Below are 22,386 nucleotides of genomic sequence, written 5' to 3'. Positions count from 1 at the left end.
CTGAGGCCGTGGGAGCGACCAACCCGTTACACACCCGGACCGCCGGACCGACCGCTCCGGAAGGGTGGCCTGGCGAGGTGTCAGGGCCGGGTGGTAGCCCTGGTCCGTCGATCTTCGAAAGGGGCAGGTGTGGCCGACGGCGACGTGGCGTTCGACTGGAAGCGGGTGCACAGGGACGGGATGGGGATCTACGGGGACACCGGGCTGGACTCCCGCAAGGTGCTCACCGAGATGCCCCGGCGCGTCAAGGACGGCTTCCTGCTCGACGAGGTTCCGTGGGCCCGCTTCATGCTGGGCGACCACCGGCGCGGCCACGTACCCGCCAGGCACCTGATCGTTCAGGCCTGCTCCGCGGACGCCGGAACGGTCGACCGCGCGTTGACCGGCCTGTTCCACCTCCTCTTCTCCGACTACGTGGTCCGGGCGAGCGCACCGCTGACCGTCCCCTTCCTCATCCGCCTGGCCGTCGTCCCGGAACGCCCGTGCCGCGCCGACGCCTTGGGGCTCGCCGCCGCGCTGGCCCGCTACGGCGACCACCTGGCCACCCGCGAGTACTTCCTCGAGACCGTCACGCCCGACATCCGGTTCTCCCCCGACGGCTACCTGCTGAACTGGACCCTGGAAGCGTCCCGCATCGCCGTCACCGCCGACACCGACCTGCTCCTGCCCCTCCTCCACGACCCCGACCCACAGCTCCGCACCGCAGCCGCCGACATCCTCGGTACGGCCCTGGGCCCCACCGACCACATCACCGCAGCCCTCCGGGACCGGCTGACCACCGAGCCCGCACCGGCCGTTCGCGCCGCCCTCGTACTGGCCTGCGCGGAACTCGCCCGCAACCACCCGACCCCGCACACCACCGACTGGCCCGGCACCCTGTGGCCGGCCCCGGACCAGCCGGGCGACGTCCGCATCGCGGCCGCCCTCGCCCGGCTCTGCCTCACCACCGACCCCGTGTCCGACGACCTGCGCACCTTCGTCGAGGCGTTCGTCGCGACGGACGCGCAGCACGTCCTGGACGGCGTGCCGTGGTTCGCCCGCAACGGCGGCCTGGCAGCGACCGTACAGCGGCTGCTCGACGTTCCGACCGCCGAGGGTTGCTGACACAGCCGCACCCGCTCCACGTACCTGAACACCCCTCAGACAATCGTGAGGCAATCGCCTCCACCGGCCCGGTGCCCCACACCCCTGCCTGAGCCGCCGTCAGGCTACGGGCCCTTCCGCACCCTGCTCGGCGGCCCAGGCCCGCAGCCGGGCCACGGCCTCCTCCGCCGTCAGCGGGCCGAGTTCGAGGTGCAGCTCCTTGAGGTGCCGTGTGGCCGCTCCGACCAGCGGTCCCGGGCGCAGCCCGAGCAGGTCCATGATCGCCTTGCCGTCCAGCGCCGCCGGGACGTCCTGCAGCGTCCTGGCCCGTTCCGCCTCCGCGGCGGCCCGCTCCGTCCGCTCGTGCTCCGCGTACCACTCGTCGTGGTCCGCCGCCCACAGGGCGGCCTGACCGGCCGTCAGCCACCCCTCTGTGTCCCGTTCCCAGCCGAGGCCCGCCTCCTGGAACAGGTCACACCGGTCGGTCTTCCCGGCGCCGCCGGGAGTAACACCGAGCAGCGCCAGCGCGGCGTTGATCGGCCACGTCTCCCGGGGGCCGGTGAAGTCCCGGGTACGGACCGGACCCCACACCCGTACGCCCGCCCGCCACAGGGCGGCACTCTGGTGCCCGGTTCCCCCGTGGAACTCCGCCTCGACGTGGGCGACCGGCCCTTCCCCGGACCAGTCGCCGAGGGTCTCCTCCAACGCCGGGAACCTCAGCGCCCCCGCGACGGGCACCAGCCCCATCCCCTGGCGCAGCGGGGCGACGTGCACACCTCGGACCCCGGCGGTCCGACTCCTGAGGAGGCCGAAGTCTCCGATGACGGCGTCGAGTTCGTAGGACATCCCCGCAGGCTAGGGCATACCTCCTCGATGGGGTGAGCTGTTGATCGGATGTACTTGTCCGATGGGTGATCAGCGATGTGACGTGGGGCCCGGCGGCCCGGCGGCGAGGCCGAGCCGGTGAAGTACTGGATCTCCGACCTGCCCGTCGGCATCCCCGCCGAGAACCTCGTGTGCCTGGCCGAGTCACGCCGGCGCACCGAACACGACGACCGGGAGCTGAAGACCCCTCCGGCCTGGACCACTTCGAGAGCCGCTCCTACACCGGCTGGAACCGCCACATCGCCCTCGTCAGCGCCGCCCACCTCTTCCTCGTCCAACAGCGCACCCACCCAAAGCCCCGTCCAGGGCCTGACCTTCCATCAGACCCCGGACCTCTTCCAACACCTCATCGCCACCTGGACCGGCCACTGCCCCACCTGCCGACGACCCACCCCATGGGCGACGGCCCGGCCCTGCCGAGCTCTGCCGAGCCGGGCCGGGGCCGGGCCGGGGCCGGCTCAACCGTTGTTGCCCAGCTGGAGCAGCTTGCCCACCGCGGGCGCGGCGGCAGCCGAGCCGTGGCCGGCGCCCTCGACCTCGGCGGCCACCGCCAGGTTTCCCCGGTACCCGGTGAACCAGCTGTTCGCCGTCCGGCCGTTGACCTCGGCGGTGCCGGTCTTGCCGGCCGCGCCGGTGATGCCGCCCAAGACCTCGGCAGCGGTGCCGCTCTGGACGGTGCGCCGCATCATCGACTGCAGCTGGCCGAGGACCGTGCCGTCGAGGCGGCGGGCGGCCTTGGACTGGGGCAGGCCGGGGACGAGGATCGGCTGCCGGAAGACACCGCTCTGCACCGTCGCCGAGACCGAGGCCATCGCCAGCGCGTTGGTCTGGATCCGGCCCTGCCCGATGTACGCCATCGCGATCTGCTCGGCGTTGGTCTCGGCCGGGATCTTGGTGTCGAAGTTGCTGAGGCCCGTCCGCCAGACCTGGCCGAGCCCGAAGACGTCCTTGGCGATGGCCGGCAGGCTTCCGGCGGTGAGCCTGGCCCGCCCGGCCTCGATGAAGGCGGTGTTGCAGGACTGCGCGAAGTCGTCCTTGAAGGTGTAGCCGGGCCGGGCGTCCGGGAAGTCGTTGGACACCAGGCGGCCACCGGCGTCGGTGTTCTTCGGGCAGGCCAGCGGGCTGTCGGGGGTCAGGCCCGACTCCAGCAGCGCGGCGGCGGTGACCACCTTCATGGTCGAGCCGGGGGCGATGACGGCGGTGAAGGCCCGGTTCTGGCCGGATGCCGGAGTGTTGGCCAGCGCGAGCACATGACCGGTGCTGGGCTCGATCGCGACGATCGAGGCCGGCCCGGACCGCTCCTTGAGGGCCGCCTCGGCGGCACGCTGGAGGTCGGCGTCGATGGTGAGCTTCCGCTGCTCCCCGTTCTTGGGCTCGGTGATGGTGAACAGGGGCTCGGCGGCCGTCGCTCCGCCCGACTGGGTCACCACCACCCCCTGGCCGGCGTCCGTCGGCGGCGCGTCCGCCGTGCCGAAGTCCACCTGGCCCAACAGGGCCGCGATGGACGGGAATTCGGCCAGCGGCCGGCCCTTCCGGTCGACCACCTTGGACGGCGACGCGGTGACCGGCCGCACCGCGAGCGCCTTCCCGGCGGAGGTGAGCTTCGGGTGCACCACGCTCGGGTCCCAGCGCACCACGGCCCGGCCGTCGCTCAGCTTCACCATGGCGACCCTGCCGTCGTACTCCCAGGGGCGGGCCGCTCCGGCGAACTCCACCCGGGCCTTGAAGGTCACCGTCAAGCCGTCCGGCCCGATGGTCGCGCCCGTCGCGGCGGCCGGGACGAGGGCCACCGCCGTCGGCTTGAGGTCGTCCCGGAACCGGGCCAGGGCGAGGTTCGCGGCTCCCGGCTGGTCGGTGTGCCGCCCGGCCTCCTCGTAGTCGCCCGCCGCCCAGGCGGCGAGGAACGCCTTCGCCTCCTTGGCGGCCGTCTCGGCCGACGGGGCCTCGGCCACCGGCGTCGCCGCGCGCGCCACGGCGGACGTCCCGTCCGAGCCCTTCGCGCCGCCGGTGATCCCGTTCCACAGGTTGTACGCGGCGAGGCCGCCCCCTGTGAACATCGACGCCGTCAGGACGGCGATTCCGACCTTGGCACCCTTGTGCATCTGGATTCCCCCTGGAATGACGTATGTTCGAACGACATGTGTGCCCGCCCGCCTGCGCGGCCGGCTCAGCCCGGCATCTTCCACACGGCCGCGGTCGCGATGTCCTTCAGCTGGGCCATGGTCAGCGGCGGACGCTGGCGCGAGACGGGCAGTAGCAGGCCGGCGCTCTTGTGAGCCGAAGCGATGACCACCAGACCGTCCGGCCGCAGCGCCTGGACTGTCCACCAGCCCTCGTTCCGAATCTCCAGCAGCCGGGTGCCGTCCGGCAGGGGCTGCGCGGTGGCGTAGTCGGCGGGCGGGTTCCCGAGGTATCCCCGCCGGTCCTCCAGGACGACCTCCACCAGGCCCGCGCCCTCGCCGTCCGTCACCGTGAAGCCGACGTACCCGGCCTTGCCGGTGGAAGCGTCGGCCGGAGTGAGCCCGTGCGGCAGGAGACCGGCCACGGTGGCGAGGACCTCCTCGCCCGGGAACCAGACCGGCTGAACGGACGAAGCGGCGACCGGGAGGTCGGCCACCACGGCGTCCCAGGCGAGCGAGGTCATGGCGGCGGTCGCCTGATCGGCCGTCAGCGGCAGCGCGGCCCCGCCCGGCGAGACCGACTTGTTCGACGTGGTGATCTCGATCAGTCGCCCGTCCGGGGCGGCCAGCCTGGCCGACAACCCTCGCTCCACTCCGTCGGCGGAAGCCGCCCCCTGAACCAGTATCAGCTTCGACCCGTCCGTGAGGGTCTCGGTGCGGCAGTCGTCCTGCGGGCCGATCCGCACGTTCGCGCACCGAAGCTCGCGCGCTTGCATCGCCGCTTCAGGGGTCCTCCGCTCCACCGACAGCGACAGCGGACCGACCATCGCGCTACCGCCGAAGCGCACATTGGCCCGGGCGCCGTCGACCGTGATCTCCAGGCTCTCGGTATCCTTCGCCTCCGCCAGGAAGCCCGCCGGCAGCGCTGCCCGCAGCACCGTCCGCAGCCGCTCGGCCGTGACCGGCGCCGCCGCCGGACCGGTCGAGACGGTCGGAACTCCCGGGCCCATCACGTACACCGCCCCGCCGGCCAGGGCCAGCACCGTCGCACCGCTCACCACGGCCGCCGCTGCCCTGCGCCGCCGCCAGGCCCTACGGCCGCGCTCCAGCCCGGCCAGGTCCAGCCGCATCGTCTCGGTGCGGAACGCCTCACCGGCGCGCGACATGGCGTACGTCAGCTCGTCCTCGAACTTCTGGTCACTCGACACGCGGAAGCCTCGTCACTGTCGTCGTGGTCGTCATCGGCCCCATCACCTCGGGAAGGAAGCGCCTCAGCTGGACGCGAGCGTGCTGAGCGAATCCCCGAGCAGGCCCCGCAGCCGGGCCAGCGCCCTGGTCGTCCTGGTCCGGACCGCGCCCGGGCTGGACCGCATCACCTCGGCGGTCTCCTCGATGCTGCGGTCCTCCCAGTGCCGCAACACCACCACCGCCCGGTCCTTCGGCGGCAGCTGCGCGAGCGCCTGGAGCAGCGTCAGCCGCAGCGCGCTGTCACCCTCCTCGCCGCTCACCTCCGGCAGCTCACCGATCGGCAGCTCGCCGCTGGACCGCCGCTTGCGGTGCGCCAGGAAGGTACGGACCAGGACCCGGTACGCGTACGCCCCCGGATCCTCGATCCGCGAACGACCCGTCAGCCAGGAGTTCTGCCGCCGCCAGATCACGTACATCCGGGCCAGCGTCTCCTGCACCAGATCCTCGGCCAGATACCTGTCCCCACCCGTCAGCAGGCACGCCGAGCGGTACAGCTGGGCCGTCCGCCCGGCCGTCAGCTCAAGGAACCCGGCGTCCCTCGTCTCTGCGGCGGCGTGATTGCCTGCCATGCCCACCCCCTAGCGGTCCGTACACATGAGCAGAGCGGCCGACCAGGTCCGAACGTTACACACGAGATTTTCGAGGGGCGTGTGGTGTGCAGCACACGCCAGTGGCTCCGGCGGCCGACCTCCGGAAGCGGGGACGCCGGAGACGTCGACCGCGGAAGGCGTAGGAGGTCTTGCTCCGGTTACCGGGGGACCAGGGGCACGCCTTCGGTCGCGATGTCCTGGCTCTGCCGGCGGAGCGGAGCGGCCGATCCCCGGTCGGCCCGTTCGCGGCTCCGCGGCACGAGGTCGCCCGCCCCGGCCACGGTCCTGATCGCCCGTCGGGTCCGCACCCCCGGACCCACGGCCGTCCGCGTCCTGTGCTCCGTCTCACCGACGGCAACCCCGCGCCCGTCCGCGCGGTGCTCGCCAACCCCGCGCAGCAGGCCGGCGCGCAGGCTGAACCGCCCCCGCCCACCCTGGCCCGCCACCTGGCTCACCGCACCCGGTTCACGTACCCGGGCGCCGGCCCCCGGACGCGGTCACCGACGGCACCGACACCGCTCGGACACGCGCTGACGCCGGGTCAGCCGGTTGCCGGCACCAGGGGGGTGGTCAGCCGTTCCAGGTGGCACGGGTTGGGGTAGTGCTCCTCGAACTCGCGGAACTCGCCGTTCCAGTAGCCGCTGATCTCCAGCGTGCGCGGGTCGTAGATGCGCGGGCAGCCGCCGACCGGACCGTTGCGGAGCGGGGTGAAGTCCCCTGCCAGCTCGACCAGTCGGGCGCAGGCCGCGCCCTGGTCGGGGTGGTTGCCGCCGGTCGGGCCGGTGGGGCCGCAGCGGAGGGTCCAGTGCCGGACGGTGCCGTCGATCCCGTCCCGGACGGTGATCCCGAGTCCGGCGGAGGGGCCGGCCTCCCGTGGTTGGGCCGCGGCGGGCAGGACCGGGACCAGCGCGGCCAGGACCGCCGCGAGGACGGCGCTGCGGAGGAAGGGGCGGGCGGAACGTCGCACGGTCAAGACTCCGTTCGATCTTCGATCACTGACGGATGCTCACGTCCTGCCGAGTATCCGGTGGCCCGCGGGCGCGGCCGCTCCGCCGCACGGGGACGGCCGGATTGTTCACCCGATGTGGTGCCGGTGTCCCCGGGTGGTGCTCAGAGCTCGAGGACGGTCCGGTGGTGGCCGCCCGGGACGGGGTGGTAGCCGAGGGTGGAATTGACCGCGAGCATCGGGGAGTTGGCGCCCTCGACCTCGGTCCGCAGGCGGCGGACTCCGGCCAGGGCCAGGTGGTGGGCGGCGGTGAGTTTGAGGGTGCGTGCCAGGCCTCGGCCGCGCCAGGGGCGGCGGACGGCCGTGTAGGAGACGTGGGCGACCCCGGGGTGTCCGGTCTGCTGGACGGCGGTGACTCCGGCGAGTTCCTCGCCGCTCCGGGCCAGCAGGATCCAGTCGGGCCGGCAGCCGGGGCCGTCCAGGACCTCGGCGCGCCAGTCGGCGAAGCCGGGGAGGGCGTCCACGAAGCCCGGGTTGTCGGGGAGGGTCTCGCGGTAGAGCCGGTGGAGGGCGTGGGCGGCCCGCGACGGGTCCGGCGCGTCGGCGAGGGTCTCCAGCCGGATGCCGTCCGACCGCGGTGGTGCAGGCAGCGGTTCCGGCGCGAGGACGGCCTCGGCGAGCCGGAGGTGTGCGTCGGCGCGGTGGCCCCGGCGCAACAATATCCGCAGCAACTCCGGTGAGGAGTCCGGCACTTCACCGAGCAGTCGGGACGCACCCGCCGAACGTGCCCAGCCCTCCAGTGCGGCCGCCAGCCCGTCGAGTACGGCGTCGCCCCCGCCCACCAGGCGGCTGGCCACGTCCCCCGGCGGGGTCCACGGTGCCCGCCAGGCGGTGCCGTAGCCCAGCGCGACGCCGTCGGCGGTGAGGGCCAGCACCTGCGTCCGGCCGTGGCCGGCGAGCAGGCCGGTCGGCGCATCGGGGACGAGTGCTTCGGAGGCGGGGAACTGCCGTTCCTGGTCGATGAGTTCGGGGAGGGACAGACCCAGCAGGGCGGACAGCGCGGGCAGGTCGTCGGGCGAGCGGAGCGCCCGGAAGGTGAGGGTGTCGGTCACCCGGCCGAGGCTAGGCAGGCGGCGGCGTCCGGTGCGAGCGCATTACCGCTGCGGGCGGCGGGGGCGGCACGCGAGCGAGGCGCGGACTACTCGATCGGAGCGGGAGACCATGACGGGGAGGAGGCGAGGGGCCATCGGAGGTCCGCCGGGTAGGTGCGCCACTTCCACGAGCCGTCCGCCTCGCGCACCGCCAGGCCCGCACCGGGGTAGTGGACGACGACGACCGTGTCACCGGGGGCCGCGGCTGCCAGCGTCAGTTCCATCGCGGTGTGCGGCGGCAGCCGGTAGTCCGGTGCCGCGCGCCAGACGAGTGCCCACTGCCGTCCGCCGTCGGCGCTCTCCTCGATGACCCAACGGGTGAGGGCGGCCTCCGCCGGGCTGGACCACGACGTCGGCGTGGCCCAACTACCGGGGGTGCTGCGCGCGGGGAGCGGGACGCGCTCGCCCGGGGCCGGGACACCCGGGGCGGGCGGGCCCGGACGCTGTATCGAGGGGTCGATCCGGAGCGGGGTCCGGTTCCAGGCGGCCTCGTGGCTGATCCAGTCCGGGGGCTCGCCCTGCGTGACGCGGTAGCACCGCCGCGGCTCCCGGGGCAGGCAGAGCGCCCCCGCCGACGCACCCTCGCGAGTACCGGCTCGGCCGTCACCGCCGCCGGTGGCGGTGTGCGGTTCGGCGGCGCTCCAGGTCAGGCCGGCGTCCCGGGAGGTCCACCGCGCGTCCGGAGTGTCCAGCAGCACGGTGCCGCCCGCGCCGACGGAGAGGCGTACCGGATTGGCGGGAGGAGCCCCTCGTGGGGAAGCGCCGTCGGTCGGCGGATCGGCGCCGGTGGCCACCATCACCGCCACCGCTACCGGGACGACCAGCAGTCCCGCGTACGGGGCCCGCCGTCCCGCCCGGACCAGCCGCCACAGCCACCAGCTCACCGCCAGGGCGGGCAGGGCGAGCAGGTCGGTGGGGTCGCCGACGATCCGGCTCGGCAGACCGCTCGACGACCAGACGCCGGAGGCGAGTTCGCCCCCGGCCGGGCCGGACTTGGCGACCGCGAAGGAGAGCGCCGTCCCGGCCAGGCCGGCCACCGCGGGCCACCGGCCGCGCAGCCGCAGTGCGGGGGCGAGCAGCAGTGCCAGCACCGGCGGTGCCACCAGCATCCACGCCACGTCGCTGACCTTGCCCGTCACCGGCCCCGGCCAACTCCGCTTCCAGACCTGGTCGTTGAGCAGCAGCACGAGGACGGCGAGCACCGTCCCCGGGTGGCCGGCCCAGCGCAGCACCGCCCGAACCGACCCGCTGCGCTCCCCGTACTCCCCCTGCTCCCCGTGCTCCCGCTCCGGCATGGCGACCAGTCTGGCGGACGGCCGCCCCCTTCGCACCGGAACGGCACACTCCTCGTACGGGGAACCGTTACGGCACCAGCAGCCGCTCGCGCAGCGCCGCGACGTACGGCTCCCCGAGGCCGAGCCGGTCGGAGACGTAGCCGGCCACCGATCCGTGACGCTCCGTCAACGCGCCCAGGAAGGAACGGATCAGCGCGGCCGGCGCCTGGCCGTAGCCCGGCCAGAGCTCGGCGGGGCCGTACTTGGCCTGCCAGTCGGCGACCAGGGCCGCGGTGGCGAGGTTGGTCAGCGCGAAGTCCTCGGCGACGGTGTCCTCGGGGACGTCGAGCAGGGTGAGCACCAGGGCGCCGACGATGCCGGTGCGGTCCTTGCCGGAGGCGCAGTGGAAGACGGTGCGCCCGGCGGACGGGTCGGCGATCACCTCCATGACCCGGCGCAGCTCGGCGGTGCCGTCCTCGGCCACCTCCAGGAACTTGTCGACCAGGTAGACCGCCGGGTCCGCGTCCTGGCCCAACGCGGCCTGGTCGTAAGGGCGGTGCTCGATGCTGAAGTTGTGGAAGGCGAGCCCGGGCAGCTCCGGGACGCGGCCGCCCCGCTCGATCTCCCAGGGGTAGCGCAGGTCGATGACGGTGGCGACGCCGAGCTCGGTGAAGCGGGCCACGTCGGCCTCGGTGCGCAGCTTGCCCAGCGAGTCGGAGCGGTAGAGGATCCCCGGCCGGACCTCACGGCCGTCCCCGGTCCGGTAGCCGCCGAGGTCACGGAAGTTGTGCAGCCGGTCGAACTCCAGGTGTCTGATCATGGCCGCCACTCTAGGGGCTGCCCCGGCCCTCAGAACCGCCCGGCCGGAAGCTGCCGACCAGGGCTTGCCAGGTACGCGGTGGCGCCTGGACTCAGCCGGACGATCATGGTTCGATCATCCAGGGGGAGCAAGAGATGGTGACCAGGCGTGGATTCCTGGGCTGCGCCGCCGCGTTGACGGGGGCGTCCGCACTGCTCGGCGGCGGGGTGGCCGCGAGCACCGGTGTGGCCGAGGCGGCCGAGGCGCGGAACGTCCCGTTCGGCTCCGTTCCTCCGCCGCACCTGGTGCAGGCGGAGCACATGGTGCAGTACCAGCGGATGCTGGCGGAGGGTCAGCTGACCAGTGGTCTGGCCGGGCACTGGCTGCTGACCGGGACCACCGAGGACCGCAGTGGCAACGGCCGTGCGCTGACCAGGGGTTCGGCCACCGCCACCGGCTGGAGCGACCTGCGGGTCGGCCAGGAGCTGAGCCTCGACGGCACGGCGGACGCCGCCTACGCGGCCACCGCCTCGGTGCTGGACACCACCGCGCCGTTCACGGTGTCGACCTGGGTCCGGCCGGCCGAGCTCGGCACGATCATCACGGCGGTGAGCCAGGACGGGGCGCAGACCAGCCGCTTCCTGCTGATGTACGACACCGCCGTCAACGCCTGGGTGGACTGCACCGCCTCGCCGCACGGGGTGTTCGGCCTCTCCACCTACTGGGACTGCCCGGACACCCGGATGGTGGACAACCTCGACAAGGCCGTCTCGCAGAACCACCAGGGCGCGGGCATCGGGCACATGGTGTTCTACGCCAAGGCGGACGGCAGCTTGGCCGGGCACCGCTGGAGCGTGAACTCCGCCGAGTTCCGCGCGGTCGCCGAGACGACCGGGACCGGCCCGGACGCGACCACCTCCTCCGGCGACAGCATCACCGCCGCCCGGCCGGTCCGATCCCGCTGGGAGGAGAGGGCACCGAAAAACCGGACGACGGCGCCCGGAGCCCGGTGTTAGCGTGCGAAGCATGGAGCCACTCACCGAGCAGCAGATCCGCGCCTCCTTCGTCAACTGCACCAAGGGGGAGGCCGGTCGGCTGAGCCTGCCGCGCGGCCTGGCCGAACTGCCGTGGGAGCACCTGGACTTCCTCGGCTGGCGGGACCAGGGGGCGCCCGACCGGGCGTACCTGGTCGCGCCGGCCGAGGACGGTCCGGTGGGGGTGACGCTGCGGGTGCCGACGGTGCGCCGCAGTTCGCTGAAGAGCAACCTGTGCTCGCTCTGCCTGACCTCGCACACCGGTACCGGGGTGGCCCTGCTGGCCGCCCGCCGGGCGGGGGCGGCCGGGCGCGAGGGAAGCACCGTCGGCACCTACGTCTGCGCCGACCTGGCCTGCTCGCTCTACGTCCGGGGCCGCAAGCGCACCGCCTCCGCCGAGCGGGTGGCGGAGTCGCTCACCCTGGAGGAGCAGATCGCCCGCACCGTGGCCAACGTGGACGCCTTCCTGGCCCAGGTGCTCCGGGGCTGAGGCCGCGGGCCGCCCGGTCCGCCGGGGCGGACTCTTGACCTGCTCCTGACCTGGGGCGTCGTGAGCCGGGGGTCCGGCATCCGGACTCGCGGCGGGCCGATAGGGTACGGGCACCACGACCCATTCAGGAGGGGCAGACATGGCTGACATCGAGAACGCCAAGAAGGTCTTCGCGCGCTTCGACGCCGACGGCGACGGCTTCATCACCGCCGCCGAGTACAGCAAGGCGATGGCCGAGCTCGGTGACCCGTACGTCACCGAGACGGTCGCCCAGGCGGTCATCAACAAGGCCGACACCAGCAAGGACGGCCAGCTGAACTTCGACGAGTTCTGGGCCGCCCAGCAGGGCTGAGCCCCGACGGCCGGAGCCGCGGGGCCGAGGCCCGACGGCCGGAGCCGCGGGGCCGAGCCCCGACGGACCGGGCCGGACGGACCGGGCCGGACGGACCGGGCCCTCGCGGCCGGCGGTCAGCCGGCCGCGCCACCGTCCCGGCCGCTTCCCTCGGCCGGGACGGCCCCGAGCACCACGTAGTGCTGCGGGGCCATCGCCGTCTCCCGGCCGGGCAGTGCCGCCACCACCGCGCGGTGCACCTCGGCCGGGGTGAGCGGCCGCCCGCCGGGGTCGATCCGCGCGGTCAGCCGTCCGTCCCGGACCGCCACCGTCGTGGTGACGCCGGGGCCGAGCGCGTCGCCCAGCAGGGTCCGCACGGCCGCCAGGTCGATCCAGCTGTCGTCCACCCGCTCCCACTCCCCCACCCGCTTGCGCGGCTCCAGACCGGTCAGCTCGGTGAGCCGCGCCAGGTCGACCGGCCCCTCGGCCACCGCGGCGACCAGCTTCAGCAGGCCGCGGGCGAAGAGCTCGCTCTCCTGACGGTCCAGCACCTGCGGGCAGGTGTGCAGGGAGATCTCCACCACCTCGCGGACCCGCCAGATGTTCATCATCACCCGCACCGGCACGGCCTCGTCCGGGTACCAGCTGAGCTCCGGCTCGGCGCTCGGCAGCGGGCGGGACCGGGCGGCCGCCTCGGGGATGGTCAGGCTGAGGTCGTTGACCACCACCTGGCGGTTCCACCGCGCCCCGCGCTGCTGGGCGGCGTCCTCGACCAGCTCCCAGATCCGCGGCGCGTCCAGGGTGCTGTGCCAGTAGCCGGCGAAGGCGGCGGCCTTGGTCCGGCCGATCACCTCGTCCAGGCCGTCCGCCCCGGCGTCCACCGCGATCAGCGCGTCCTGGGCCAAGGTACCGATGTGGGTGGCGAGTTGGGCCCGGTGGCGGTTGGCCGAGAGGGCGGCGAGGACCAGCTTCGGCTGGTCGGCCAGGTGGGCGACCAGCGCGGCGAAGACGCCGAGCAGCACGCTGGACGGGCTGGCGCCGGTGCGCCGGCAGGCGGCCTCCAGGGTCTCGGCCGCGGCCCGGGAGCGGATCGCCAGGGTGGCGAGCTGCTCGGGCGGCCCGGTCAGCCCGGAGTCGGCGAAGACCGCCGCCGGGCTGGTGAGCAGGATCTTCTCCCAGTGCTTGAGCGAGGCGGTGGTGCGGCGCCGCCCGGCCGCCGAGTGCTCGGCGGCGGCGATCTCCAGCGGGGTGGGCGCGCTGACCGCGGGCGGCTCGCCGCCGGAGAGCAGGGTGAACCACTCCTCGAACAGGACGGAGGTGGCCGCCCCGTCCGCGCCGGTGTGGCAGACCACCACGGCCAGCCGGACGGGCCTGCCGTCCCGGGTGATCAGGGTGAAGCGCAGCGGGAAGTCCACCGCCAGGTCGAACGGACGCGGCCGGTCGAGCCGCGCCAACTCATCTGCCTTGGCGTCGAGTTGGTCCTCCGGCGCGACCTCGGTCAGGGTCACCTCGAAGGAGCCGGCGGCGTGCACGGACTGCCGTCCGTCCACCGCGAAGGTGGTGCGCAGCGACTCGTGCCGCTCGGCCAGCCGGCGCAGGGTGGCCAGCACGTCGGGCACGGTCGCGTCGGGCGGGACGGGCCAGACGGCGTGCTTGTTGATCTGGTCCGGGTCGTCCCGGCGGATGCACAGGATCATGTTCGCCTGGCCGAGCGTCACCGGCCCCTCGCCGGTGCTGCCGCCGTCGTACCGGACGGTGACCACGCTCACCGGCCGGCTCCGGCGAGGGGGACCCCTGCGGCACCCGTGAGTGCGGCGCGGACCGGCTGCGGCCAGTCGGCCGGGTACGGGCCGTGGGCGTGGATCAGCGCGAGCGCGATCCGCTCCAGGCCGAAGGCGGCGCAGGCGGTGTGGCCCGGCTCGCCGTCGGCGGTGAACCCGAAGACGGTGCCGAAGGTGTCCTTGTGGCAGTTGGCGGAGGCGATCGCCTGGACCAGCCCGTCGGCCACCTCCACCCGCAGCTCGTACTTCAACTCCTGGGCGCGCTGGGCGGCTTGGAACACCTTGCGGGCCCGGCCGAAGAACGGGTCGTCGGCCACCTCGACCGAGACCTTCAGGCCCGTCGCGCCGAGCCACTCGGCGACCCGGGCCAGCCAGGCGGCGCGCCAGTCCTCGCAGTGGGCCTGCGTCCCGGCGGTGACGTACTCCGACATCCGGAAGCTGCGCAGCCGGCCGGGCTCGGCGCTGCCCTCCTGGCGGAAGCAGTGCGCGGAGACCGCGAACCGGGCCGGGCCGGTCAACTCCCGTCCCTCCAGGGTGGCGTAGACCGGGTAGCAGGCGGCGGGCAGCAGCACCAGGTCGCCGATCCGCTGCTCGCGGTGCCAGTCCGGGGTGCCGGAGAGCTCGCGCCACTCGGCGGGGGTTCCGGTGAAGCTGTGCACGGTACCGAGCAGGTGCGGGAAGGCCTTGGCGTAGCCGGCCCGCTCCACCAGGGCGCGGGAGATCACCGGCGGGATGGCCAGGCGCTCGAAGGGCTCGTCGGCGCCGAGCGCCTCGATGCCCCGGCGCAGGTCGGCGATCAGCCGCTCGAAGCCCTCCGAGTAGAGCACCACGCCGGGGGTGTCCGTGGGCAGCAGGGTCGCGGCTTCCGCCGTCCGAAGGTCAGTCATCCGCTGTACCTGTGTTCCTGGTTCGAGTCTGGTCGGGGAAGAGTCGGGGAAGGGTGGTTCCGGTGCGCGCGCCGTTCACGGCTGGCGCAGCTCGGCGGTGCGGCCGGTGCGGCGGTCGGTGCCGCGGACGAGCAGCGGGCCTCCGCTCCACGCGGAGAGCGCCTGCGTCCACGCGCCGGTGAGCGGCTGGCCGGAGGCCGCGGGGGCGGTCTCGCCGGACACCGGGTCCGGGAAGGGCCAGGACGGACGCCAGGGTTCCTTCCCGCCGCCGGCCACCGTGCGCCGCGGGGCGGGAGCGGGCTGGTGGACCGTCAGGGTCCGTTCCTCCGGGGCCTGTTCGCAGAGCAGCAGCAGGCCCTCGGCGTGCTCGGGCAGGTCGACCGGCCCGGGCGGCACGTGGTGCAGCGCGGGCTGCTCCAGCAGCAGCACCAGGGCGCGCTCGCACGCCCCCGTCCGCGCGTAGCGGTCGGCGATGCGCAGGGCGGTGAACGGGCTGAGCGGGCCCTGGTCGCCGATCGCGAAGGCCATCGGCCGGCCCGGGCAGTCCCGGGCCGGCCTCAGGGTGTTGGCCAGTCCGGGCTGGACGTCGGGCACGTCGAAGGCGAGCAGCAGCAGGTCGGCCGGCCGGTCCTCGGGGAGGGCCAGGTCGGCGAGCAGCGCCTCGCCCATCTCGCCGTAGCCGTGGCCGACGCCCTCCGTCAGCAGGTCCTCGCGCAGGTCCAGCCCGTACGGGCGGGTCTGGTCGGTGACGAAGACCCGCAGGTCCGGGTCGAGCGAGGCGGCCGAGCGGCCCTCGAAACGGCGGTGCACCGCCCGGCTGATCCGTAGACCGGCGCCCCGCCCGGTGGGGCGCGGCTGCACGGCTCAGGCCTCGGTGATGGTGTGGCCGGCCACGAAGTCGGCGAGGCTGGCGACCGAGCGCAGGTCGTCCTCGCCGATCTCCTCGACGTCCACCTGGATGTCGAGCGCCTCCTCGAGTTCGAGGATCAGCTCCAGGGTGCCGGCCGAGGTGAGGCCGAGGTCGTCGAACAGGCAGGCGTTCTCCGGGATCTCGGTGAGCTCGCGGCGGAGCACCCGGGGCAGCAGGGTGCCGATGCTCTCCAGCACCTGGCCGCGCAGGGCCGGGTCGGGTGCGAGCGTGGTGTCGTCCATCGTGGTACATCCCATCGGGGGGCAGCGCGGTGTGGTCAGCGCGGGCGGACGGTGGAAGCGCCCTTGATGAGCAAGGGGCACGGCCGGTCAGTGCCGGACGGTCATCGCCGAGAAGGTGGCGCCGAGGCCGGAGGCCGCGATCAAGTACCGGTCGCCGGGGCGGAGCAGGCCCCTGGTGACGGCGGTGTGAAGGTTGATGAACCCGTCTGCGGCGAAACTGTGCCCGACTGCGGGCACGTTGTCCAGCAGTACGCGCTCGATCGGCAGGTCCAACTCCCGGGCGAGGCGGCGCCAGGAGACCTGGTTGACGTTGTGCGGCAGGATCAGCGCGAGCTCGTCGAGCCCGGTGCCGGCGCGTTCCGCGGCGGTGCGGATCACCTCGGCCATGGTCTCGGGGTAGGCCCGCTGGTAGCGGGTGAGCAGCTCCGGGTCCTCGGCGAACCGGCCGTCGAACTCGCCGAGTTGGCGCACGGCGTAGGAGAGTACCTCGCCGGGGCCGCCGCCGGCGCGCACCAGGCAGGCGGCCGCGCCCTCGGCGAACAGCGCCGTCTCGGGGACGAGTTGGGCGTCCCGGGTGAAGGTCTTCTCGCCGGTCAGCACCAGTGCGAGCGCCTCCGGGTCCGGGTCGGCGGTGAGCAGCCGTCCGGCCAGGTCGATGGCCAGCAGGCTGCCGGCGCAGGCGTGGTGGGAGAGCGAGAAGTGCTCGGCGTGGCCGAGCCCGAAGCGGTCCAGCAGGTCGGGCAGGGGGTCCAGCGGGTACGGGAGGGCCACCGGCATGCTGCGGGCGTACAGCACGTGGCGGACCAGGTGTTCCCGGCCGCGGAGTTCGGTCAGGGCGCCGATGGCGCCGGCCAGCAGGTCGTGCAGCGTCCCGTCCGGGTCCAGGCGCACCTGGTCCAGGCCGTGGAAGCGGCGGAAGAGGGAGATTTGGCGCGGGGTCAGTCCGATCCGCTCCCCGACCGCCTCGATGGGAACGGCCAAGTCGGGTAGGTGGACGGCCACTGCCTCCAGAGCGGTCACCCGGGCTAGTATTCCCACGCCCCGCGAGCCGCACAAGATGTGTTCTGACTCTTCGGCCGGAGCCCACGACCCCCCGGAGTCCGCCCTGATGGATCATCATACCCCTGTGACCAGCAGCTTCCTGTTCGTCGTACCGCCGCTCGCCGGCCACGTCCTGCCCACGATTGGTCTAGGCCGCGAGCTCGCGGCCCGGGGCCACCGGGTGGTCTGGGCCGGCTCGGAGCTGGTGCTGCGGCCGCTGCTCGGGCCGGACGCGCGGGTGGCCCGCACCGGTTCGCGCCTGTTCCGCCCGCAGGGCGGCTCGGGCGAGGCCGCGCTCCGCTCGCTCTGGGACGGCTTCGTGGTGCCGTACGCGCGCTTCACCGCGAAGGCGCTGGACGCGGCGGTGCGCACCGAGCGCCCGGACGTCCTGGTGGTGGACCAGCACACCCCGGCGGGCGCCCTGACGGCGCACCGGCACCGGCTGCCCTGGGCCTCACTGGCGCCGGGGCTGATGGAGCTGGGCCGGCCGTTCCCGGAGGCCGAGCCGTGGATCGAGGAGCGGCTGCGCGGCCTGTGGCGGCGGGCCGGCCTGCCCGAGGAGGAGTACCTCGACCCGCGCTTCTCACCGGAGTTGGTGCTGGCCCTGACCGGCGAAGCCCTGGCGGGTGACGCCTTCGGCGCGGGGATTGCCTTCGACGCGGGGGCCGCCTTCGACGCGGGGGCCGCCTTCGGTGCGGGGACCGCCCTGGTCGGGCCGGTGCTGGCCGAGCGGCCGGAGGGGCCCGGCTTCCCGTGGGAGCGGCTCGACCCGACCCGCCGTCACCTGCTGGTCTCCATGGGCACCTTGGCGGACGACGTCTCGGTGGACTTCCTGCGCCGGGTGGGCGCGGCACTGCGCCTGCTGGGCCCCGAAGTGCCCGCCGTGGTGGTGGCCCCGCCGGAGCTGTGGGAGGCCTTCCCCACCTGGTCGGTGCCGGTGGAGCGGGCCCCGGTGCTCGAACTGCTGGCCCGGGGGCGGGTGTCGGCCCTGCTCGGCCACGGCGGGCTGAACACCACGAGCGAGGCACTGGCGCACGGCGTGCCGGTGGTGCTCGCGCCGATCCGGCACGACCAGCCACTGGTGGCCGGGCGGGTGGCGGCGGCCGGGGCGGGGGTGTGCGTCGACTTCGCCGGTGCCACCCCGGAGCGGCTCGCGGAGGCCGTCCTGACGGTCCGTCGGGAGCCGTCCTACCGCGAGGCGGCCGGGCGGCTCGGCCACGAACTGCTCTCGAAGGGCGGCGCCCGCGCGGCGGTTGACCGGCTGGAGCGCCTGGCGTCCACCAGGCGAGATCCCGCGAACGACCTGGTCCAGACCATTGCTGCGAGCCCGGCCGACCCCCTAGGGTGACGCCCGGGGAGCCACTCCCCCGGCTGCCGCGCGGGTGCTTCCGCAACCCCGGCCGCCGGTGCCCGTGGCCTGCCCCGGCGTCGCCCCCGCACCGCGCGGCCGACCCCTCCTCCCCCTGTCTGCCCACCCCTGTACGGGAGTTCTGGCTTTGATCGAGACCACGGGGCTGCGCAAGTCCTACCAGTCCCGCAAGGCCGCCGCCGTCGACGCCGTCCGCGGCCTCGACCTGTCCGTGGCGGCCGGCGAGATCTACGGCTTCCTCGGGCCCAACGGCGCCGGGAAGACCACCACCCTGCGCATGCTGGCCACCCTGATCCGCCCGGACGGCGGCTCCGCCGTCATCGCCGGGGCCGACCTGCGGGCCGACCCGGCCGGGGTCCGCCGCCGGATCGGCTACGTGGCCCAGGGCGGCGGCACCGCCGACACCGTCACCGGCCGCGAGGAGCTGGTGATGCAGGCCCGGATGTACGGCTCGTCCAAGGCCGAGGCCCTGAAGCTGGCCGAAGGGGCCGTCGGGGCCTTCGAGTTGGGCGAGTTCGCGGACCGCGCCTGCCAGACCTACTCGGGCGGCCAGCGCCGCCGGGTGGACATCGCGCTCGGTGTCATCCACCAGCCCGCCGTGCTCTTCCTGGACGAGCCCACGGTGGGCCTGGACCCGGCCAGCCGGGCCGGGGTCTGGGAGGAGATCCGGCGGCTGCGCGCCGAGGGCATGACGGTCTTCGTGACCACCCACTACCTGGACGAGGCCGACGCGCTCTGCGACCGGATCGGCATCATCGACCACGGCGGCATCGTCGCCGAGGGCACCCCGGAGGAGCTCAAGCAGGAGGTCTCCGGGGACGTGGTGGTGCTCAGCGGCCTCGACCCCGAGGACGCCGCCAAGGCCCTGGCCGACGCCCCCTACCTGCACCGCACCGAGACCCCCGCCGAGGGCGGCCTGCGCCTCTACGTCCGCGACGGCGCCACCGCCATCCCCCAACTCCTCCCCACCCTGGCCGCGGCCGGCCTGACCCCGGCCACCGTCCAACTCCAGCGCCCCAGCCTGGACGACGTCTTCCTGGCCCGCACCGGCCGCTCGCTCACCTGATCCGCCGCCCGACGCACTCCCCTGGAGCCCTTCCCCGATGAAACTCGCGCGTGACACCTGGCTGGTGTTCCAGCGTCAGGTGGTGCTGATGTGGCGCACCCCCGTCTGGCTGGTCGTCGGCATCGTCCAGCCGCTCTTCTACCTGCTGCTGTTCGCCCCGCTGCTCAAGGGCGCCCTGGGCGCCTCCAGCTACCAGGAGGCGTACCGCATCTACGTGCCCGGCCTGCTCGCCGTCCTGGTGATCTTCGGCGGCCTGTTCTCCGGTTTCAGCCTGCTCGGCGAGCTCAAGGCGGGCATCGTCGAGCGCTCCCGGGTCACCCCGGTCAGCCGGCTCGCCCTGCTGCTGGGCCGGGCGCTGCGCGAGGTGGTGGCGCTGCTGGCCCAGGCAGTGGTGATCACCCTGCTGGCGCTGCCCTTCGGCCTCACCGTCGGCCTGCTGGACCTGCTGCTGGCCTTCCTCCTGCTCGGACTGCTGGCGCTGATGACCTCGGCCGTCTCCTTCGGCATCGCCCTGCTGGTGCGCAACGACGCCGCGCTCGCCCCGGTGGTGAACACCGCGGCGCAGCCCATCGCGCTGCTCTCCGGCACGCTGCTGCCGCTGGCGCTCGCCCCGCAGTGGCTACGGTCGATCGCCGAGTGGAACCCCTTCTACTGGGCGGTGGAGGGCATGCGTTCGCTCTTCACCGGCCGGGTCGGCGACGCGGTGGTCTGGCAGAGCATCACCGTGGTGGCGCCGCTGGCCGCGCTGGCGGTCTGGTGGGCGGCCCGGCTGTTCGCGGAGCGGGTGCGCTGAGCCCTGGGGAACAGGAGGAGGGGGTGGGAGCCGATGGCTCCCACCCCCTCCTCGTCGCGTCTCAGGCCTCCGCCTCCGCCCGGACGAACGCCGCCAGCCGGCCGACCCCGTCGGCGATCCGATCGGCCGTCAGGCTGCTGATGGAGAGCCGCAGCCGCCGCTCCCCGCCGCCGTCCGGGTAGAAGTCGGTCATCGGGGTCCACAGCACGCCGTGGCGCTCCGCGCAGCGCGCCACCGCGGCCGCGTCGGCGGTGAACGGCACGGTGAGGACGGTGAAGTAGCCGCCCTCCGGCTGGTTCCAGTCCACCCCGAGCCGCTCGCGCTCCGCCGCCGGGAAGTGGCGGTCCAGCTCGGCCAGCAGGCGGTCCAGGCCGGCCGCGTAGTGGGCCACCGCCTCCGCGTTGGCCTCGCGCAGGCGGAAGTCGTGGGCGATCAGCAGGCCGCCGATCACCGCCTGGCTGAGCGCCGGGGTGTTCACCGTGGTCATGCTCTTGAGCTTGGCCAGCTGGTCGGCGAGCAGGGTGGTGGACCCGTCGGGGGCGCGCACCTCCTGATCGGCGATCAGGTAGCCGAGCCGGGCGCCGGGGAAGCAGGTCTTGGCGAAGGAGCCGAGGTGCACCACCCGGCGCCCGCGGTCCAGCGCCTTGAGGGTGGGCCGCCGCTCGCCCGTCCGGGAGAAGAAGCCGTAGGGGTCGTCCTCCAGGACCAGCAGGTCCTCCCGCCCGGCCACCGCGAGCAGTTCCTCGCGGACGGCCGTGGGCAGGCTGACGCCGGACGGGTTGGCGAAGTCGGGGACGACGTACAGCGCCCGGGGCCGCCGCCCTTCGGCCCGCAGGCGCCGGGCGGTGGCGGCCAGGGCGGCCGGGTCGCCCTCGGGGACGGGGACGGTGGTGATGTCCAGCAGCCGGGCCGCGCCGGTCACGCCCACGTAGCAGGGCGAGCTGACCAGCAGCACGTCGTCCGGTCCTGCGCAGAGCGCGCGCAGCACCAGCAGCATGCCCTCCTGGGCGCCGACGGTGACCACCACCGAGGCCGGGTCGACGTCCAGGCCCTCGTCGTTGGCCAGCGTCCGCGCGATCAGGTCGGCCACGATGCCCTTGGTCGGCCCGTACTGGAACAGCGCGGTGCGGACCTGGTCCTCCGTCAGGCCGCGGCCCCGCAGGTGCTCCAGGTAGACGTCCAGGTACTTCGCCACCAGACCGGTCTCGAAGAAGCCCTCGAAGGGGCGCCCCGCGGCGAAGGAGACGGCCTCCGGGTAGCGCTCGGCGACCTCGTTGAGGAAGGTCATCGCGTCCAGCAGCGGATCGGCGAGCGAGCCGTGCAGGCCGGCCAGGGACAGCGGGCTCACGCGAACGCCTCCCGCAGCCGCCGGGCCGCGTACTCCTGGGCCTCCCGCCCGGTGTCCAGCACTCCGGCCATGGCGAAGAAGCCGTGCACCATGCCCTCGTAGCGCCGGGTCTCGACCGGGACCCCGGCCGCGCGCAGCGCCTCGCCGTAGGCCTCGCCCTCGTCGCGCAGCGGGTCGTACTCGGCGGTGATCACCGTGGCGGGCGGCAGTCCTGACAGGTCGTCGGCCCGCAGCGGGGAGGCCAGCGGGTCGTCGCCGTCGGCCTCGGCCTTCAGGTAGTGGCCCCAGTACCAGTCCACCGAGTGCCGGTTGAAGAGCAGCGGGTCCTCGTTCTCGCGCAGCGAGGCGGTGTCGGCCCGGCGGTCGGTGTTCGGGTAGACCAGCAGCTGGTGGCAGAGCTGCGGGCCGCCCTCCGCGCGGGCCAGCAGGGTGAGCGCGGCGGCCAGGTTGCCGCCCGCGCTGTCGCCGCCGATGGCGATCCGCCGGGCGTCCAGGCCGAGTTCGGCGGCGTACGCGGTCAGCCAGACCGCCGCGGCGTGGCAGTCCTGCACGGCGGCGGGGAACGGGTGTTCGGGGGCCCGGCGGTAGCCGACGCCGACGGTGACGCAGCCGGCCGCGTTGGCCAGGCGGCGGCAGATCGCGTCACTGGTGTCCAGCGAGCCCAGCGTCCAGCCGCCGCCGAAGAGGTAGAGCAGGGCGGGCAGTCCGGGGGCCTCGCTCGGGCGGTAGACCCGCAGGGTGAGCGGGCCACCGGGGCCGGGGACGGTGAACTCCTCGACGGCGTGGACCGGCTCGGGGTCTCCCCCGGCGGCCTGGATCGCGGCCAGGTCGGCGGCCCGGGCGGTGGCCAGGTCGAGCGTGTAGAGAGGGGGGGTACCCGCTTCGGCGCGGCGGGCCCGCAGGGCCAGGACTTGCGGGTCGAGTGGCATCGCTTCGCCCAACCTTCGTTCGGGGAAAGGGAACTGATGGGGAGTGAGCGGAGATTCGTCAACGGCTTC

At 74.1% G+C, this 22,386-nt stretch carries 22 protein-coding genes; 7 read left to right on the top strand and 15 right to left on the bottom strand.

Translation table 11 applies throughout. The features are described 5' to 3' along the window. Positions 1 to 129 precede the first annotated feature (129 nt). Positions 130 to 1,104, top strand: a complete 975-nt coding sequence (locus ACIA8O_RS26475; RefSeq protein ID WP_396296470.1) for a hypothetical protein — start codon at positions 130 to 132, stop codon at positions 1,102 to 1,104. Positions 1,105 to 1,203: 99 nt separating this feature from the next. On the opposite strand, the gene ACIA8O_RS26470 is transcribed toward ACIA8O_RS26475, so the two are convergent. From ACIA8O_RS26470 to ACIA8O_RS26435, 8 genes are all read right to left on the bottom strand, one after another. Next, complete coding sequence (locus ACIA8O_RS26470) at positions 1,204 to 1,929, bottom strand: hypothetical protein (RefSeq protein ID WP_396296469.1); 726 nt, start codon at positions 1,927 to 1,929, stop codon at positions 1,204 to 1,206. A gap of 497 nt (positions 1,930 to 2,426) precedes the next feature. Then, complete coding sequence (locus ACIA8O_RS26465) at positions 2,427 to 4,070, bottom strand: penicillin-binding transpeptidase domain-containing protein (protein ID WP_396296468.1); 1,644 nt, start codon at positions 4,068 to 4,070, stop codon at positions 2,427 to 2,429. Positions 4,071 to 4,135: 65 nt separating this feature from the next. After that, on the bottom strand, positions 4,136 to 5,296 hold the full coding sequence (locus ACIA8O_RS26460; RefSeq protein ID WP_396296467.1) for a hypothetical protein: 1,161 nt from the start codon (positions 5,294 to 5,296) through the stop codon (positions 4,136 to 4,138). A gap of 63 nt (positions 5,297 to 5,359) precedes the next feature. Continuing rightward, positions 5,360 to 5,905 carry a SigE family RNA polymerase sigma factor gene (locus ACIA8O_RS26455; RefSeq protein WP_396296466.1) on the bottom strand — a complete coding sequence of 182 codons (546 nt, stop codon included), beginning with the start codon at positions 5,903 to 5,905 and terminating at the stop codon, positions 5,360 to 5,362. Between the two features lie 562 nt (positions 5,906 to 6,467). Beyond that, on the bottom strand, positions 6,468 to 6,893 hold the full coding sequence (locus ACIA8O_RS26450) for an SSI family serine proteinase inhibitor (protein ID WP_396296465.1): 426 nt from the start codon (positions 6,891 to 6,893) through the stop codon (positions 6,468 to 6,470). Between the two features lie 143 nt (positions 6,894 to 7,036). Next, the gene (locus ACIA8O_RS26445) at positions 7,037 to 7,984 is read right to left on the bottom strand and encodes a GNAT family N-acetyltransferase (protein ID WP_396296464.1); all 948 of its coding nucleotides are present in this window, start codon (positions 7,982 to 7,984) and stop codon (positions 7,037 to 7,039) included. Positions 7,985 to 8,070: 86 nt separating this feature from the next. Beyond that, a complete protein-coding gene (locus tag ACIA8O_RS26440) occupies positions 8,071 to 9,318 on the bottom strand; it encodes a hypothetical protein (RefSeq protein ID WP_396296463.1) in 1,248 nt (415 codons plus the stop codon). A gap of 67 nt (positions 9,319 to 9,385) precedes the next feature. Then, positions 9,386 to 10,117, bottom strand: coding sequence for a tyrosine-protein phosphatase (locus ACIA8O_RS26435; protein WP_396296462.1), 732 nt, complete (start codon positions 10,115 to 10,117; stop codon positions 9,386 to 9,388). 134 nt (positions 10,118 to 10,251) lie between these two features. Between ACIA8O_RS26435 and ACIA8O_RS26430 the strand changes: the two genes are divergently transcribed. The 3 genes from ACIA8O_RS26430 to ACIA8O_RS26420 all read left to right on the top strand — a co-directional run bounded on the left by ACIA8O_RS26430 (position 10,252) and on the right by ACIA8O_RS26420 (position 11,972). Further along, positions 10,252 to 11,112 carry a hypothetical protein gene (locus tag ACIA8O_RS26430; protein WP_396296461.1) on the top strand — a complete coding sequence of 287 codons (861 nt, stop codon included), beginning with the start codon at positions 10,252 to 10,254 and terminating at the stop codon, positions 11,110 to 11,112. A gap of 10 nt (positions 11,113 to 11,122) precedes the next feature. After that, a complete protein-coding gene (locus ACIA8O_RS26425) occupies positions 11,123 to 11,620 on the top strand; it encodes an FBP domain-containing protein (RefSeq protein ID WP_396296460.1) in 498 nt (165 codons plus the stop codon). Positions 11,621 to 11,759: 139 nt separating this feature from the next. Next, positions 11,760 to 11,972: an EF-hand domain-containing protein gene (locus ACIA8O_RS26420; protein ID WP_396296459.1), complete on the top strand. Its 213-nt coding sequence runs from the start codon at positions 11,760 to 11,762 to the stop codon at positions 11,970 to 11,972. Between the two features lie 116 nt (positions 11,973 to 12,088). Here ACIA8O_RS26420 and ACIA8O_RS26415 read toward each other — a convergent pair whose 3' ends face one another. The 5 genes from ACIA8O_RS26415 to ACIA8O_RS26395 all read right to left on the bottom strand — a co-directional run bounded on the left by ACIA8O_RS26415 (position 12,089) and on the right by ACIA8O_RS26395 (position 16,791). Beyond that, positions 12,089 to 13,720: a condensation domain-containing protein gene (locus ACIA8O_RS26415; protein WP_396296458.1), complete on the bottom strand. Its 1,632-nt coding sequence runs from the start codon at positions 13,718 to 13,720 to the stop codon at positions 12,089 to 12,091. Continuing rightward, the gene (locus ACIA8O_RS26410) at positions 13,717 to 14,619 is read right to left on the bottom strand and encodes a hypothetical protein (RefSeq protein ID WP_396296457.1); all 903 of its coding nucleotides are present in this window, start codon (positions 14,617 to 14,619) and stop codon (positions 13,717 to 13,719) included. Before ACIA8O_RS26410 ends, ACIA8O_RS26415 begins: the two co-directional genes overlap by 4 nt. Before the next feature lie 75 nt (positions 14,620 to 14,694). Beyond that, positions 14,695 to 15,429 carry a hypothetical protein gene (locus ACIA8O_RS26405; RefSeq protein WP_396296456.1) on the bottom strand — a complete coding sequence of 245 codons (735 nt, stop codon included), beginning with the start codon at positions 15,427 to 15,429 and terminating at the stop codon, positions 14,695 to 14,697. Between the two features lie 54 nt (positions 15,430 to 15,483). After that, positions 15,484 to 15,771 carry a phosphopantetheine-binding protein gene (locus ACIA8O_RS26400; RefSeq protein WP_345284502.1) on the bottom strand — a complete coding sequence of 96 codons (288 nt, stop codon included), beginning with the start codon at positions 15,769 to 15,771 and terminating at the stop codon, positions 15,484 to 15,486. 87 nt (positions 15,772 to 15,858) lie between these two features. Continuing rightward, positions 15,859 to 16,791 (bottom strand): 3-oxoacyl-[acyl-carrier-protein] synthase III C-terminal domain-containing protein, encoded by a 933-nt coding sequence (locus ACIA8O_RS26395; RefSeq protein WP_396296455.1) that lies wholly within the window; start codon positions 16,789 to 16,791, stop codon positions 15,859 to 15,861. A gap of 106 nt (positions 16,792 to 16,897) precedes the next feature. Between ACIA8O_RS26395 and ACIA8O_RS26390 the strand changes: the two genes are divergently transcribed. The 3 genes from ACIA8O_RS26390 (at position 16,898) to ACIA8O_RS26380 (ending at position 20,040) form a co-directional block, all read left to right on the top strand. Further along, entirely contained in the window at positions 16,898 to 18,160 is a 1,263-nt protein-coding gene (locus ACIA8O_RS26390; RefSeq protein ID WP_396296454.1) for a glycosyltransferase, read from the top strand. A gap of 148 nt (positions 18,161 to 18,308) precedes the next feature. Further along, the gene (locus ACIA8O_RS26385) at positions 18,309 to 19,247 is read left to right on the top strand and encodes an ATP-binding cassette domain-containing protein (protein ID WP_396296453.1); all 939 of its coding nucleotides are present in this window, start codon (positions 18,309 to 18,311) and stop codon (positions 19,245 to 19,247) included. A gap of 37 nt (positions 19,248 to 19,284) precedes the next feature. After that, entirely contained in the window at positions 19,285 to 20,040 is a 756-nt protein-coding gene (locus ACIA8O_RS26380) for an ABC transporter permease (RefSeq protein WP_396296452.1), read from the top strand. A 61-nt stretch (positions 20,041 to 20,101) separates the two neighbouring features. Here ACIA8O_RS26380 and ACIA8O_RS26375 read toward each other — a convergent pair whose 3' ends face one another. Together ACIA8O_RS26375 and ACIA8O_RS26370 are read right to left on the bottom strand one after the other, a co-directional pair. Further along, the gene (locus ACIA8O_RS26375) at positions 20,102 to 21,388 is read right to left on the bottom strand and encodes a PLP-dependent aminotransferase family protein (protein ID WP_396296451.1); all 1,287 of its coding nucleotides are present in this window, start codon (positions 21,386 to 21,388) and stop codon (positions 20,102 to 20,104) included. Beyond that, a complete protein-coding gene (locus tag ACIA8O_RS26370; RefSeq protein WP_396296450.1) occupies positions 21,385 to 22,317 on the bottom strand; it encodes an alpha/beta hydrolase in 933 nt (310 codons plus the stop codon). The genes ACIA8O_RS26375 and ACIA8O_RS26370 overlap by 4 nt, the downstream gene beginning before the upstream one ends. Positions 22,318 to 22,386: the final 69 nt, after the last annotated feature.

This window comes from Kitasatospora sp. NPDC051853 (assembly GCF_044452665.1).
In the GTDB taxonomy this organism is placed as follows: Bacteria; Actinomycetota; Actinomycetes; order Streptomycetales; family Streptomycetaceae; genus Kitasatospora.
Note: the sequence above shows the minus strand (reverse complement) of the source record. Positions and strands in the feature narration are given on the sequence as shown.

Excerpts from the sequence above, each read along its gene's own strand:
- ACIA8O_RS26380 (WP_396296452.1), top strand. The coding sequence starts at position 19,285 with ATGAAACTCGCGCGTGACACCTGGCTGGTGTTCCAGCGTCAGGTGGTG.
- ACIA8O_RS26435 (WP_396296462.1), bottom strand. The coding sequence starts at position 10,117 with ATGATCAGACACCTGGAGTTCGACCGGCTGCACAACTTCCGTGACCTC.
- ACIA8O_RS26370 (WP_396296450.1), bottom strand. The coding sequence starts at position 22,317 with ATGCCACTCGACCCGCAAGTCCTGGCCCTGCGGGCCCGCCGCGCCGAA.
- ACIA8O_RS26425 (WP_396296460.1), top strand. The coding sequence starts at position 11,123 with ATGGAGCCACTCACCGAGCAGCAGATCCGCGCCTCCTTCGTCAACTGC.
- ACIA8O_RS26465 (WP_396296468.1), bottom strand. The coding sequence starts at position 4,070 with ATGCACAAGGGTGCCAAGGTCGGAATCGCCGTCCTGACGGCGTCGATG.
- ACIA8O_RS26400 (WP_345284502.1), bottom strand. The coding sequence starts at position 15,771 with ATGGACGACACCACGCTCGCACCCGACCCGGCCCTGCGCGGCCAGGTG.
- ACIA8O_RS26410 (WP_396296457.1), bottom strand. The coding sequence starts at position 14,619 with ATGACTGACCTTCGGACGGCGGAAGCCGCGACCCTGCTGCCCACGGAC.
- ACIA8O_RS26470 (WP_396296469.1), bottom strand. The coding sequence starts at position 1,929 with ATGTCCTACGAACTCGACGCCGTCATCGGAGACTTCGGCCTCCTCAGG.
- ACIA8O_RS26420 (WP_396296459.1), top strand. The coding sequence starts at position 11,760 with ATGGCTGACATCGAGAACGCCAAGAAGGTCTTCGCGCGCTTCGACGCC.
- ACIA8O_RS26455 (WP_396296466.1), bottom strand. The coding sequence starts at position 5,905 with ATGGCAGGCAATCACGCCGCCGCAGAGACGAGGGACGCCGGGTTCCTT.
- ACIA8O_RS26430 (WP_396296461.1), top strand. The coding sequence starts at position 10,252 with ATGGTGACCAGGCGTGGATTCCTGGGCTGCGCCGCCGCGTTGACGGGG.
- ACIA8O_RS26440 (WP_396296463.1), bottom strand. The coding sequence starts at position 9,318 with ATGCCGGAGCGGGAGCACGGGGAGCAGGGGGAGTACGGGGAGCGCAGC.